This window comes from Alkalicoccobacillus gibsonii (assembly GCF_016798245.1).
Taxonomy (GTDB): domain Bacteria; phylum Bacillota; class Bacilli; order Bacillales; family Bacillaceae_D; genus Alkalicoccobacillus; species Alkalicoccobacillus gibsonii.
Window position 1 is genome coordinate 99,488 of the sequence record NZ_JAEUZA010000003.1, and the last position, 14,984, is coordinate 114,471.

The 14,984-nt window shown below is 40.5% G+C and carries 12 protein-coding genes and 1 riboswitch; of the genes, 10 read left to right on the plus strand and 2 right to left on the minus strand.

What is annotated here, in order from left to right:
• Positions 1-69 precede the first annotated feature (69 nt).
• The 8 genes from JNO66_RS12125 to JNO66_RS12160 all read left to right on the plus strand — a co-directional run bounded on the left by JNO66_RS12125 (position 70) and on the right by JNO66_RS12160 (position 11,251).
• Entirely contained in the window at positions 70-1,581 is a 1,512-nt protein-coding gene (locus tag JNO66_RS12125) for an extracellular solute-binding protein (RefSeq protein WP_203088556.1), read from the plus strand.
• A gap of 78 nt (positions 1,582-1,659) precedes the next feature.
• A complete protein-coding gene (locus JNO66_RS12130) occupies positions 1,660-3,675 on the plus strand; it encodes an alpha-amylase family protein (protein ID WP_203088557.1) in 2,016 nt (671 codons plus the stop codon).
• Positions 3,651-5,975: a helix-turn-helix domain-containing protein gene (locus JNO66_RS12135; RefSeq protein WP_210340863.1), complete on the plus strand. Its 2,325-nt coding sequence runs from the start codon at positions 3,651-3,653 to the stop codon at positions 5,973-5,975. The genes JNO66_RS12130 and JNO66_RS12135 overlap by 25 nt, the downstream gene beginning before the upstream one ends.
• A gap of 28 nt (positions 5,976-6,003) precedes the next feature.
• Entirely contained in the window at positions 6,004-6,624 is a 621-nt protein-coding gene (locus tag JNO66_RS12140) for a YesL family protein (RefSeq protein ID WP_203088559.1), read from the plus strand.
• Positions 6,625-6,866: 242 nt separating this feature from the next.
• Positions 6,867-7,607, plus strand: coding sequence for an AAA family ATPase (locus JNO66_RS12145; RefSeq protein ID WP_203088560.1), 741 nt, complete (start codon positions 6,867-6,869; stop codon positions 7,605-7,607).
• Positions 7,608-7,694: 87 nt separating this feature from the next.
• Positions 7,695-7,794, plus strand: a riboswitch (TPP riboswitch).
• A gap of 113 nt (positions 7,795-7,907) precedes the next feature.
• Positions 7,908-8,660, plus strand: a complete 753-nt coding sequence (locus JNO66_RS12150) for a 3-oxoacyl-ACP reductase (RefSeq protein WP_203088561.1) — start codon at positions 7,908-7,910, stop codon at positions 8,658-8,660.
• Positions 8,661-8,674: 14 nt separating this feature from the next.
• Positions 8,675-9,973, plus strand: coding sequence for an LLM class flavin-dependent oxidoreductase (locus JNO66_RS12155; protein WP_369874220.1), 1,299 nt, complete (start codon positions 8,675-8,677; stop codon positions 9,971-9,973).
• Between the two features lie 120 nt (positions 9,974-10,093).
• Positions 10,094-11,251, plus strand: coding sequence for a GNAT family N-acetyltransferase (locus JNO66_RS12160; RefSeq protein ID WP_203088563.1), 1,158 nt, complete (start codon positions 10,094-10,096; stop codon positions 11,249-11,251).
• A 44-nt stretch (positions 11,252-11,295) separates the two neighbouring features.
• On the opposite strand, the gene JNO66_RS12165 is transcribed toward JNO66_RS12160, so the two are convergent.
• On the minus strand, positions 11,296-11,979 hold the full coding sequence (locus tag JNO66_RS12165) for a type 1 glutamine amidotransferase domain-containing protein (protein WP_203088564.1): 684 nt from the start codon (positions 11,977-11,979) through the stop codon (positions 11,296-11,298).
• A gap of 92 nt (positions 11,980-12,071) precedes the next feature.
• On the opposite strand from JNO66_RS12165, the gene JNO66_RS12170 reads away from it, so the two are divergent.
• Together JNO66_RS12170 and JNO66_RS12175 are read left to right on the plus strand one after the other, a co-directional pair.
• Positions 12,072-12,452: a MerR family transcriptional regulator gene (locus tag JNO66_RS12170; protein WP_210340864.1), complete on the plus strand. Its 381-nt coding sequence runs from the start codon at positions 12,072-12,074 to the stop codon at positions 12,450-12,452.
• Between the two features lie 108 nt (positions 12,453-12,560).
• Positions 12,561-13,379 (plus strand): methyl-accepting chemotaxis protein, encoded by an 819-nt coding sequence (locus JNO66_RS12175; protein WP_203088566.1) that lies wholly within the window; start codon positions 12,561-12,563, stop codon positions 13,377-13,379.
• A gap of 60 nt (positions 13,380-13,439) precedes the next feature.
• On the opposite strand, the gene ahpF is transcribed toward JNO66_RS12175, so the two are convergent.
• On the minus strand, positions 13,440-14,969 hold the full coding sequence (ahpF, locus tag JNO66_RS12180; RefSeq protein WP_203088567.1) for an alkyl hydroperoxide reductase subunit F: 1,530 nt from the start codon (positions 14,967-14,969) through the stop codon (positions 13,440-13,442).
• Between the last annotated feature and the right edge of the window lie 15 nt (positions 14,970-14,984).

Genomic DNA, 14,984 nt, shown 5'->3' on the forward strand with positions numbered 1-14,984 from the left:
AGCATTCGACTAAACTTAAGTCAAGGCAGGTAATGATAACCAATCATTTTGAAAAAGGAGGATTTTAATATGGGAGCGATTTTTGGGAAAAAAGCAATGGTAGGTTTTAGCTCACTGTTGACGGTTACGTTGCTAGCTGCGTGCAATAACAATGCCTCTGATCCAGTTGACAGTAGTGATAACAAAGAGGATGAACCATTGTACATTCAAATGTTTGCAGGCTTATATAATGAATTACCTGAAATGGATAACGCGTATTGGACTGAGTGGCAGAAACAAACGAACACGGAGTTAGATATTGAATGGGTACCATCCGGTGACCTTGATACAAAGATGGATTTAGTCTTGGCATCAGGTGACCTCCCAGAAGTGCTCTCATCTCCAAATGTCCGTCCTCCACTAGTAAATGCAATAAAAAACGGCGCTTTCTGGGAGCTTGATGAATTCCTTGGGGATTATAGCGACTATCCTAATTTGAAAAATAACCTCGCTGACGATTGGCAAAAATACTTATCTGTTGATGGGAAATTATATGGTTTGCCTCGTTCTCGGTCAAGAATTGATATTGGAGTTAAGATGAGGAAGGATTGGCTGGATCAATTAGATATTCCGGTTCCAACAACCATCGACGAATATCAGGATGCCTTAAAGAAAATCGTTGATGAGGACCCGGCAGGCAGTGACACACTTGGACTTATTGGACATGGAACAATTGTTGCAGACGGAACGGATGCCTTTGCTACTGCATTCGGTGCCATGGAGCCTTACTTTACAGACGACGGTGGATTGGTTCCAAAGCAATTGACTCCAATGTACACAGATATGGTGGAGTGGTTTAGTGAATTATATGCTGATGGATTATTAGCACAAGAATTTTCGGTCATGAAGTTAACCCAAGCCGAAGAATTATACAAAAGTGGGCGAGCTGTCTCCTATGCAAGGAGTATTTGGTGGGATAAAGAGTATGAGGATGCAATTTCGCGAACGCAGGACGATCCGGAAATTGTAAATCTTGCACTGGAGGGACCTGGCGGAATAGGAGTTAACCTTGCAACAGGTGTTTCTGGAGGTTATTTTATCTCTAAAAAGGTGCCTGAAGAAAAAGTAATCAAGATTTTAGATTACCTTGAGCATACAGCTTCAGAAGAAATTACAGACTTATCCTATTACGGAATAGAAGGCGTTCATCATGAAGTGATAGACGGACAAAAGGTATTAAATGAGCTAGGAGAGCAGGAAATTAATACAACAGCTAAAGGAGCAGGCGTTCTTGCTTATGCTATGTGGGGAAAAGTAGAAAGTGCATCAGGTAGTAAGGAATACAACGATGCCAAAAAAGAACAGGTGGAGCACTTTGATGAGATAGGAACCATTGATCCGATGACAGGTCTTCACTCAGACGCGTGGCTGAATGAATGGGCGAAGCATGTAAATGAGTGGGAAACGATGGTCACACGCGTTATAGTAGGCCAAATTAGTATTGAAGAGTACGAAGATTATATTGAATCAATTAATAATTCTCCGGCAATGATGGAAGCGTTCTCAGAATTAGGCGATGAATATAGAATGTTTAACGATTGATGTGCAATTGGAACCGGAGTCAATTTGGCTTCGGTTCGCAATAAAACTTAAGCATAGCAAATGCATGGGAGGTTTAACATGAATGAAGGTAGTAGTTGGTGGAGGAAAAACGTCAGAGTCATTCAGCCGAATTTACAGGTGAAGGATACCAGCAAAATTGATCCTGAGAAATTAGCAGAGCAACTTGACGAAATGGGTGCTAATACTGTGGTGTTTAATGTAGGAGGGATTTATGCTTGGTATCCGACCCAGGTCCAGAATCATACGTTAAATGACTATTTGCCTACTGGTCAAGATTTGTTAGCGAGTATGATTGATGCACTTCACAAACGGAAGATGAGATTTATTGCTAGGTTTGATTTTAGTAAGGCAGAGGATTCCATTTATCTAAAGAATCCACAATGGTTTGTAAGAGACCAGCGCAATCAACCGCAAGTGATTGGCACGGAAAGGCCAGGTAATTGGTCGCTTTTAATGTCAACGTGTATTAATAGTTCATATCGTTCACACGAAGTTGCTATACCAGTTATAAATGAAGTGCTATCCAAGTACCCAATTGATGGCATTTTTCTTAATAACCCTGGCCCTATAGCCTGTTATTGTCAGACGTGCAAACGAAAATATCGAACCTTGTATGGCGAAGAGCTTCCAGATGATAAGTCTAAATTTCATCCGGAATGGGCAACCAAATGTATGAAAGACAATATTGATCAACTATATTCCCAAATAAAAGAGAAAGATGCCGATTTGCCACTAATTCTTTATTATAATCTGTACAGAGACAGTTTATATGATAGAGCTAAAACGGCAGATATGCTTTGTACTGAGCCTCAGGATATTCTTTCGTTAGGATCAAAAAACATCCCAGAGTTTTGGAAACCAGCACTTAGTATTAAGCTAGGACAATCCTTAACTGATTATCCAAATCCGTTTGGGATAGTTCATTCTAGTCCTGGTATGGATTGGCGACATACAGGGCTTCCACCGGCCGAATACCAATTCTGGCTCTGTCAAATTCCTGCGAATGGCGGTCAGATCTGGCATTCACTAACAGGTATCCCTGATACGATACATGATAAACGGATTCTAAACGTAGTGACGCAGCATAACAATATGGTAAAAAAAGTTGCTCCATTTATGGAGGGTGCACAAAGCTATAACGAAGTAGCCTTAATTTGGAATGCAGCCTCGTCGGGTGAAGGTTGGGCAGACGGTTTGTTGGAAAAACAAATTTCATTTGATGTACTACTGCCTGAACAGGTTATAAAACGCGATCTTAGTCAATATCGAGCCGTTATTGTTCCAGAGACGCTTCAATGGACAGAAGAATTATACGCTGCATTAAGGTTGTATACATCAAATGGTGGAGGCCTCATAATAGAAGGACTACCTAAAGGTGTAAATGCTGAAGAATTTATAGGCATTGAGCCAGACATTCAGTATAGTGAAGAACTGAATGCATCATACCTTCGTTTTGAAAAAAGAGGGAGTACTCTTCAAAGGGGATTAGAAGAGACCGAGCTTATTGCCCATCGTGGGACAACAATGTATTGTCGGACAGATGGAAATTCAGAGGTTTTAGCTACTTTAGTTCCGCCATTCTCGCCTCTTGAAAGTGTTGGAGCGCCACCAGAACGAGCATCACTTGCTGTTGAAAGAACCGATATCCCCCTCATTGTACACAAAAAAAGTGGAGAAGGAAGGATTCTATTCCTCACATTCTCACTCAGTATGCTGATAAATGAATATCGATTAAATGAGCACTATACTTTGTTAGACAATCTTGTGCATGAAGCAGTGGGTCCTAACTTACGTGTGGAGGTAACTCATGCTCCTGGTCTTCAAGTTTCAGTCTTCAAAAAAGAAAGTGGGCAGCTATTGATCCATTTAGTAAACGGTGCTGGAAGACGTCCCTTAAGTAGAAACCTCCCCATCCACGATGTGAAAATCAATGTATATTCACAAGATTTGAAAGCGCTTACTAAAGCTGAATCCATCATATCTGGTGAAAAATTACATGTCGGGAAGGAGGGAGATATGCTAGTAATCCAGTTACCTATATTAAGAATATGGGAGGTTCTGTCTATATCATGAGGCACAAATTAACTGGAAGCTCTAAAAATAGAACGGCTTATTTTAGACGTATTATTTGGCTAGTATTCTTATGTGTGTGTGTTCCTGTTGTTTTAATTGGGAGTATTTATTACAAATTATCTGTGTCACATCTCACGGATGAGCTAAAATCTCAATACATGACATCATTAACATCATTTATGGATAGCACAGAGGATCGACTGGCAACCATTGAATATGATTCCTTACAGTTTTCAAATAGCTCAATGGTACGTGATTCGTTTCTTAGAGAAAACTTTAAAGAAGACTATGTATTTCAAGGAGATATATTGGATTCTATGCTTACTCGTAAGAATGTCCATCCACCAATACAAGAAATGATCTATTATAATGATGAGTTTAAGATGATTCTCTCTACGGATTATGGCTCTGTAAAAGGAGAGCATTATGCTTATAACGATGATATAATCCATGCCTTTTCTTTGGATAAACAAGCAAGTTGGATGTACTTACCTGATGGGAGTGGTCGAGGATTGATTTCATTTATCCGACTACTTCCGGTTGTTGGCTCAACCCAAGCGCAAGGCGCAATTATCACTCATGTAAAAGAAGAGACACTTACTCAGGAGTTTCAAAAGCACTATGAGAACAGCGATTATCTTACGTATCGAATTGTGGAATCAAGTGGTGTTGAACTGTTCAATTCTCGTCAGGTAGATGGGTATGGCATGGATGTCTCATCAGACCCAATATATGAGCAAATATCTAAGATTGAATCTAATTCAGGTATTATCTATGGGGAGGATGTAAATGGAAAGGCCGTGCTTCATCTATTTAGTAAAACATTATTAGATCGAGTTTATATCACGTCTCTAAGTGAAGTGACGATTGCCGAGCAGTTAGGATGGATAAAATTCGTCATCTTTTATACCGTGATCATTTTCCTCATTGTCGGCTTGATTTTGTCTTATATCTGTTCCAGGTTTGTCTACAATCCGGTAGAAAGATTAATTCAACAAGGTAAGAAACTTGTGGAAAAGCAACATATTCCGGAGGGGTCTTCAAATGAGTTTGAATACATTACAGAATGTCTTCATTATATGCACGAGCAAGCTGAATCGCTCAATAAGCATTTAAAAGTCATGGAGCCTAATATACGAGAACAATTTATTGGTAAAGTAATTAAAGGGGAGATATGGGATAGAGACCGAATACAATCGGAGTGCAAGGCTCTCCAGATAGAGGAAAACCAAATGTACACGGTTATCGTTGTTACACCAGAAAAGGCATATAAGTTCCTGCCAGAGGAATGGTCGCTTACCACTTTTGCAATAGCGAACATTATGAAAGAGCTTCTTCAGAAATATAGACTTTCTGGCTATGTATCGAGTGGAGATGGATTAGAAACCATCGCATTAGTATATAACAATGATCAGCGAGCGAATGGAGTCATCAATCGAGAACGTTTAAACCGTTTTGCGGAACATACCTGTGAAGAAGTGAAAAAATGCTTGTCTCTTGATGTATCTGTAGGGGTTGGAAGCGAATATTCTGGGGTCACAAAGACCTCAGAATCATATCAAGAAGCACTATTAGCCTTACAATATCGTATGTATAAAACATCGTCCCCTATCAATTATTACGATCATAATGAAAATGCTAAAAAACAAACGATGTTTTTCTACCCACGGGATCTTGAAATAGAGATTGTAGATTACCTTAATAAAGGGGAACGAGAGCAAACGAAACAGTCCTTAAAAAAGTTTGCTGATGTGGTAAGGGCATCTGAGTCCTATAACCTCATCTATCAAAGCTATCATGTACTACTGTCCTCAATTATTCGTTCAATTGAACAACAAGGAATCAGCTTACTTGAAATCATGGAAAACAATTGGTTTGACCAATTAAAGAGCAGGAAAACGTCAGAGGAAATCGTTGATTGGTTTATCGAGGTGTTATTCCCCTTGTATGATGACATTGTTGAGGAAAGTCAGAACCTTGGTGGAAGGCTTGCCGTTCAAAAGGTTTGGCAGCATGTAAAAGAGAACATTGGCATGAACATTTCCTTGACGGAATGTGCTGAATTGGTAGGGATGAGCCCGTCTTATTTAAGTAGACTTTTTAGACGTGAAACAGGTATTTCATTTGTTGATTACGTAAAGCAATGTAAGATAGATGAAGCAAAGAAATTACTAAAGGAAAAAGATATGAACATCATACAAATTGCTCAAAGAGTAGGCTACTCAGAGCGAAATCTCAGTCGAGTTTTTAAGAGTGCAGTCGGGATGTCACCAGGTCAATTTAGAGCGGAACATCGATAATCGTACGCAAATAGAGGAGGTTGATAAAATGGAGTTAAACGGCCCATTTGGAGTCATCTATAAGGTGTCCACATGGATTACTAGACTCGCCTATGTAAACATTCTATGGATTGCGTTCTCATTAGCAGGTGGAGTCATCCTAGGATTATTTCCAGCGACAATATCAACGTTTGCGTTGATTAGAAAGTGGAAAAAAGGTGAAACCGAGTTGCCAATTTTAAAAACATTTTGGACATTTTATAAAAGTGAATTCATAAAAAGTAATAAGCTGGGTTTTATCCTTTTATTTATAGGGTTTGTTCTATATGTTGATCTTCGCATCTTGTATTTCTCAGAGGGATTCCTACAGCTTCTTTATTATCCAATCCTGATATTATTTTTCATTTTCATATTAGTTTGTCTTAACGCATTCCCGGTCTATGTTCACTACGAATTAAAAGCATTTCAAGTAATTAGAACATCATTCATTAGAATAATCATTCATCCAATTTCAACAGTTACTATGCTAGTGGGAACGATTGGACTGTGGTATTTATTCGCACTCTTACCCGGTATCATTCCTTTCTTTGGTGTTAGTCTAATAACAATTGTTTTAATCTGGTCGTTCTTCATCACTGTTAAAGAGGTAAAAGGAGTATTAGTGAAGTGATGATTAAAAAAATTAATTAAAATGTAATGGTTGCATCGCAGACTTTTCCATCCCTAACTATTAAGTCAACGACGAACGTTCTATCCTAGAACGTTCGTCGTTTTGTCTGTTTATCACTTTTAAATAGTTTTCATGTATCATTAGAGGTAACTAAAAGGAATGAATGCGTTTCGTTTGAAGTTTCGTATGGATTACAAGAACTCTTCATTCTTCCTTGAAACTCTTTTAGGGGGTGGTGGACAATGTATTTAAAAAAGATCAAGTTATTACGTGAAAAGATCTCAAATAATAATGAGTATCCTTTCTCCATACCATGTATGAAGCATTTTGATGAACTGAATCTAACAAAATCCGTTACTTTTTTTGTTGGTGAAAACGGCTCAGGAAAGTCGACGATGTTAGAAGGAATTGCTGATAAGTGTGATTTTAATACAGCGGGAGGAGGCAGAGGGAATGTATATGATGTGCATGCTTCCCAATCAGCATTAGGCGATTATCTTCGTTTAGGGTGGATGCCTAAGACTGGTAATGGCTTTTTTCTAAGAGCAGAATCCTTTTATCAATTTGCCTCACATCTGGATCAATTAAAAGAAGATGATCCTTCCTATAATTATGGTCGTTATGGTGGACAATCCTTACACGAACAATCACATGGAGAATCATTTCTTTCTTTGTTTAAAAATCGGTTTGATGGGAAGGCTCTCTATCTACTCGATGAACCAGAGGCTGCGCTCTCTCCTGCCAGACAACTCGTTTTTCTAAGGGTGATTCATGATTTGGCCACAAAGGAAAACGCACAATTTATTATTGCCACTCATTCTCCTATCCTACTAGGCTACCCAGATGCGGAGATCTTTAGCTTTGATCAGGAGAAGATTGATTTCATTGATTATGAAATGACAGATCACTATCAGATCACTCACTATTTTCTACAGAATCGTGAAAGAATGCTATCAGAGCTCTTAAAGGATGAAGATGAGTGAATAAAACCTTTACGCACTAATCAATCTAATGTATAGTAAAGCCAACGTGAAAACGTTACCTAAAATAACCAACGATAATTGAATAGTCATATGCACTAGGGGTGTTTTTAACTGAGATGAGTTTATACTCGAACCCTTTGAACCTGAACTAGGTAAGACTAGCGTAGGAAAGTGCCAAGCTCTGATACATCATTACCGCATGTTTGTGTTTTTATTGAGTATGTATTAATTAGTTTGCGCAGCGTTCCTACAGGAATGCTGCGCTTTTTTTATTTAACAAAAAAAAGGGGAGTGGTCAGAATGACAAGAACAGTAGTTGTAACAGGCGGAAGCAGAGGACTCGGAGCAACGATTGTAAAGACACTAGCAGAACAGGGGTTTCAGGTTGTCGTTAATTATTATAAAAGCAAGGAAGCGGCAGAAGCATTAGTGTCTGAAATTGGAGAAGACAAAGCTTGTGCCATCCAAGCAGATGTAACGAATCGAGCAGAAGTAAATCAATTAATCGAACAAGCTACGGCTTATTTTGGGAAGATTGATGTAGTTGTGAACAATGCATTAGTAGACTTTAAATTTGACCCTACGAAACAGAAGTCGTTTACTGAGCTGTCATGGGAGGATTATCAAAAACAGGTGGATGGAACGTTGAAAGCTGCTTTTAATGTGATTCAGAGTGTGGTCCCTCAATTTATTGATAGACAAGAGGGAACGATTATTAGTATCGGGACCAATCTATTTCAGAACCCGGTTGTCCCTTACCATGAATACACAACGGCGAAAGCAGGCTTGATTGGGTTTACTCGTAACATTGCGGCTGAACTTGGTGTACACGGGATAAAAGCCAATGTTGTATCAGGCGGTTTGTTAAAAACAACAGATGCAAGTGCAGTGACAACGCCTGAGGTCTTTGATCTGATTGCGCAATCTACACCTCTTAAAAAGGTAACAGAGACTCAGGATGTCGCGAATCTGGTTGCGTATCTGGCTTCTGAGCATTCAACTGGGATGACGGGTCAGAACATTACAGTAGATGGCGGACTGACGATGAATTAAGTGAGGTGAGTGGTGTGGTAAAGAAACAAATACATCTAGGCGTTTTACTCTATGGATGTGGACATCATCAAGCGGCTTGGTTGATGCCTGATTCAAGTATTGAGCAGGTTGGAGAAATTTCCTATTATCAGAAACTCGCCCAGCTTGCGGAGAAGGGGTACTTTGATGCGATCTTTTTTGCGGACAACCAAGCATTTAAAGGAATGGATTCAAGTGAAATGCCAGCCTTTTGGTTTGACCCAATCGTGAATTTAACCGCTATCTCTCAAGTGACCAAGCATGTTGGGTTAGTATCAACTATTTCGAGTACGTTTGCCAATCCATTTACAGCGGCCAGGCAGCTTCTAAGCTTGGATCATCTGACAAAGGGACGGGTAGGCTGGAATCTGGTGACTTCGATGACAGATCAAGAAGCTCGAAATCATGGGATGAGTGAGTTACCTCAACGCGTGGAGCGTTACAAAAAAGCAGATGAGTTTGCAGCGGTTATGGATAAGTTGTTTCTTTCATGGGAGGAAGAGGCGTTTTTACATGACCGGGACGCAGGGAGTATTATTGATCCATCAGAGATTGAGCCTATTCACCATGCAGGAACCTACTTCAATGTGCATGGACCTTCAACGACTCCACGCAGTCCCCAGGGGAAACCAGTCTCGATGCAAGCAGGAGCATCAAAAGAAGGCATTGCCTTAGCGACAAAATACGCGGATGCTGTTTATTCTGTCTCTTGGAATCTGAAGCAAGCGAAAACGTTCCGAGCTAAGCTGGATCAGCAGATTCAGCAAAGTGAGAACCCAACTAAGAAGATAAAAGTTCTACCTGGACTCGTTACGTATGTTGGTCGTACATATGAAGAAGCCTTAGAGAAAAAAGCTGCTCTAGATGAACGACTGCCAATTGAGACGGCTTTAAAACAACTCAGCTTCTTTACACAACAGGACTGCTCCAATTGGGAACTTGATGAAAAAGTACCTTTCCTGCCACCAGTTGAAGAGTTTACCGGTCCCGTTGGTCGCTACGAAACCGTTTTAGAAATTATACAAGATACTGATCCGACGGTGAGAGAATTAATAGGATACCTAAGTGCAGGTGGTGGACACCTTACACTCATTGGAACGCCAAAGGAGATTGTCGATCAAATGCAAGTCTGGATAGATGAGGGAGTGGCTGATGGGTTTAATTTAATGCCCCCAACCTTACCTGGAAGTTTAGATGACTTTGTGGAGTTGGTGGTTCCCGAATTACAGCGGGTAGGCTTGTTTAGAGAGGCGTACAATGGCCATAGCTTTCGTGAACATCTGGGTCTGATGTGAACCTGTTTTAAGGAAAAATTAGAAATAGGACTCCTTATTAGTGTGGAGTCCTATTTGTTTCGTCACTCTGTTTTTAATCTGTGCTAAACTGTTAGTAAATCTACATATGGAGGCGTTTTCATGGCGATTCAGCGATTAACAGATAAGCAATTTGAACAGGCAGTCCTACTAAGTTGTTTTGCGTTTCAGATGTCGGATTCAGAAGAGCTTCGGACACGTGCAAAGAAAGGCTGGGAGCAATCTGTTACCTATGGTGAGGTCACGGACAATGGTGAGCTGTTAGCAAAGCTAGAGGTCATTCCTTTCCATGTGAATGTATTTGGAACAACCATGAGAATGGGCGGAATTGCTGGGGTGGCTTCTTATCCGGAGCAACGGAGAAGAGGTTTAATTAAACAGCTTATTACGCATTCGCTTAAAGAAATGCGCCAAGAAGGACAGATCCTTTCCTATCTTGCTCCATTTGCAGTTGGATTTTATCGTAAATTTGGCTGGGAGATCGCTTTTAACGAAGTCACATACACGTTTGAGCCCTCACAGTTTCCAAAGCCCGATCCGACCATAGAAGGGCAAATGCAACGAGTTCCTTTTACGGATCAGCGTATTCGTCATGTCTATAATGAGAACGCAAGTCATGGAATGCTCGTACGTAAGGATAGTTGGTGGGAACGACTTGAACATAGATATTCAGGTACTCAATCGGCTCTATATACAAACGAAGCTGGAGATCCAGTGGCGTATATCGTATACAAGGTTCAAGGCAGACACTTTGAAACCGAGGAAATGGTCTATAAGGATGCTGATGGATTAAAGGCGCTTCTTTCCTTTATTGGACAGCACGACTCCATGATTAAGACCGCTGAAATAACGACTACGGCTTCCGAGCATTTAGATTATTTTCTGCCAGATCCTAAAACCAAAGCAGAGAGTGTTCCTTACTTCATGGCAAGAATTGTTGATGTAGAAGCATTTCTAAAAGAGTTTCCGTTTGCGAAGAGTTCAGACAGGAGCTTTACACTTCAAATTGAGGACACCTACGCTGAATGGAATAACCAGACATTTGCTGTTTCGATTAAAGAGGGGCAAGGAAGCTGTGGAGTATCATCTGAGGAACCGACCATATCAATGAGTATCCAAACATTAACTAGCTTAATGCTAGGCTACAGAAGACCTTCCTTTTATCTACAGCAAGGCTTGATTAAAGGGGATCATGAAGCGATTAAACGCTTTGTGTCACTTATTCCAGGAGACGAACCAGCTCTTATTGATTTCTTTTAATAGAAGAAGCGACCAATCCTACGTAGGACTGGTCGCTATTTGTCTTACTTTTGAAGTTGTTTTAACACAAGATCTGCAACTGGACCACCAGAAGCAGGGTTTTGACCTGTTACCAGGCGTCCGTCTTTAACAGCGTATGGAGCAAACGGCTTGTCCGCTTTTTGGAATTTCGCGCCACGCTTAACCAGTTCGGTTTCAGTGAGGTATGGCAGGTACTCATCAAGTTCAACTAGCTTCTCTTCTTCGTTCGTGAATCCTGTGACCACTTTATCAGCAATGAGATAATTGCCTTCTGCCGTTTTTAGGTTTAATAAACCAACCGCGCCGTGACATACAGAAGAGACGATCCCGCCATTTTTGTAAATCGTTTGGCTAATCTTCTGAAGCCCTTCATTTTCAGGGAAGTCCCAGACTGTTCCGTGACCACCTGCATAATAAATGGCCGCATAATCAGCTGGATTCACGTCCTCAGGAGTTAGTGTATTCCCAAGCTTTTTCATAAACGCTGGGTTTAGATAGAACTCCCAGTCAATTGCTTCAGCTGAAGCCAGACTATGAGGATCAATTGGCGTATATCCGCCTTTTGGACTCACAAAATCCACCTCATACCCTGCGTCTTCTACCTTTTTCACAAAGTGGACAGCTTCGCGTAACCATAAGCCCGTCGCTCTATCTAAATCCGGGTATTTTGGAAAACTACTCACAACAACAAGAATTTTACTAGACATCAAATCACTCCTTAACTATGATGAGTGTATCTTACTACTTAAAGTGCACTTTAAGTCAAAGGAAAGGACTTGCTTACTTGAACGATTACTCCATGAACGAAATCAAAGAAAAGCTGGGTCTGTCAGCTTCTACGTTGCGTTATTATGAAAAAGAACAATTGATTCCAGCAATTACAAGAGATTCATCTGGAAATAGAAGGTATACAGATACTGACTTAGAATGGATTACCTTTATCAAAACATTACGTGATACCGATATGCCAATTCGGATGATCAAAGAATATGTGGCCATGTTCCAAGAGGGGGCAGATACGATCACTGCAAGGAAAGAGTTAATGGCAGCACACGCAGAAAAGGTACAGCAGGAGATTGACCAGAAGCTAGCCAGTCTTAAGGTGCTCCAAAAAAAGGTAAAGTATTACGATACGATTGATCGACGAAAGCAGAGGTTGAGTGAGAGGGCGTTTAAGTAAAGATAGTGCAAATAACGTTTCCTGCCTTGACATATAATCTACATATTCTGGTCCTTTCAGCCGATATAAATTTCATATACTTGCTTTCATCGAGAGGATGTTGGATATATGGATTCATTAGATTTTTTGAAGAAAAATATGCCATTTATAAAGCAACTGTTTAAAGGTGATGTAGCTGTTGGATTAATTGATGATACACACGTATTGTATTGGGAAGGCACTGACTCTATTGGCTTAAAGGCTGGTGACCCGCTTGAAAAAGGCTATGAAAACTATAGTTTTTTACAAAATAACGATGTCACTCACGCTGTCGTTCCTAAGGAGGTTTTCGGTTATGAATATACAATTACATACGTGCCAATAAAAGATGAACAAGATGAGATATTAGCTGTGATAAGCGTAAATAATAGTGGTAACGAATTAGAGAAAATTGAAAAATTAATGGGCGAGACTTCAGAGATCACGGAGAATCTACTTAGCGGGATTCAACAAGTGGCTGCTCACTCGGAAGAGCTGTCTGCCACGTCAGATCAATTATTAAGAAATGCTGTAAAAACGGTCGATGAATCAAATGCCGTATCCAATGTGACCAATTTCATTGGGGATATTTCTCGCCAAACGAATTTGATTGGCCTAAACGCTGCCATTGAAGCAGCACGCGTTGGTCAGGCTGGTGCTGGTTTTGGTGTTGTTGCGAAAGAAGTAAGAAAGCTATCAGATGAAACAAAAAAAGCAGCCACTCAAATTGATGATACTTTACTGAAGATACAGACATCAATCAAGAGTATGCAAGAAGAAATTAGTGGGATTACGGATGCATCGAATGACCAAGCTCAGCTTGTTGCTGATTTTATGAAAAATATTGAAACCTTAAACACGCAAAATCAAGAGTTTAAGCGTTATGTCAAATCGTTAAATAACTTATAAAATGAAAAACACTCGTCCCAACATGTTTGAGACGAGTATTTTACTGTTATGAGTGCTTTTTTAGTTACGAATCATATAATCAAATGCACCGAGTGAAGCAGTAGCACCTGATCCCATTGAAATAATGATTTGGTTGTACGCACTATCGGTGCAATCTCCGGCTGCGAATAGACCTTTGACGCTTGTTGCGCCTTGCTTGTCTACTACGATCTCGCCCATACGATTACGTTCAACAGACTCATCTAACCATTCTGTGTTAGGCACGAGACCAATTTGAACGAACACGCCATGTAAGGCCACGTGATGAATCTCTTCGGTTGCACGATCCTTATACGAAATCCCGTTTACACTTGTGTCACCAGTGATTTCGGTAGTTTGTGCATTCGTGATAACCGTTACGTTTGGTAGGCTATTCACACGATCCTGAAGAACACTGTCTGCTTTAAGCTCAGGCGCGAATTCAAGAACAGTTACATGGTTAACGATCCCCGCAAGGTCGATCGCTGCTTCAATTCCGGAGTTTCCTCCGCCAATCACCGCAACATCTTTCCCTTCAAATAATGGACCATCACAGTGCGGGCAGTAAGCCACACCTTTATTTTTAAATTCTTCTTCACCAGGTACGCCAACATTTCTCCAGCGTGCACCAGTTGAAAGAATGACTGTTTTTGCTTTGAGTACGGCATCGTTCTCAAGCGTTACCTCGAACAGGTCTTTTTTCTCTAAATGCTTCGCTTTTTGAAGGTTCATGATGTCGACACTGTAGTTCTTCACATGCTCTTCAAGACTTGCAGCTAGCTTTGGACCTTCTGTATGAGGAACACTAATGAAGTTCTCAATGCTTAATGTATCCATAACTTGACCACCAAAACGCTCAGCAACGATTCCAGTACGAATTCCTTTACGAGCAGCATAAATCGCTGCACTTGAACCAGCTGGACCACCGCCAACAACAAGAACATCAAATGGATCTTTTGAAGCTAGCTCTTCCGCGTCAACACCAACACCCATCTTAGCGATGATTTCTTCCGTGCTCATGCGACCACTTCCGAATGATTGACCATTTAAGAAAACGCTTGGTACGGCCATAACCTGCTTATCCTCAACCTCATCTTTAAAGGCTGCTCCGTCAATCATGGTGTGCGTGATATTAGGGTTTAATACACTCATCATGTTTAACGCCTGAACCACGTCAGGGCAGTTATGACACGTTAAGCTAATATATGATTCAAAGTGAAATTCACCTTTAATTTGTTTAATTTGATCAATAACTGATTGATCCACTTTTGGAGCTCTACCACTTACTTGAAGCAATGCCAAGACAAGAGATGTGAACTCATGACCTAAAGGAACACCGGCGAATGTTACGCCAGTGTCCTCTCCTACACGGTTTACACTAAAACTTGGCGTTCTGGGTAGAGCAGCCTTTTCAATCGTAATTCTCTCAGACATAGCAGAAAGTTCATCGAGAAGAGCGATCATATCTGTTGATACTTTATCGTCTCCTGCGTTCACTTTAATGACAATGTCATTTTCTAAAAGCTGCATATATTGATTGAGCTGTGACTTAATCTCTGTATCCAGAACCATGTTTTATGACACTCC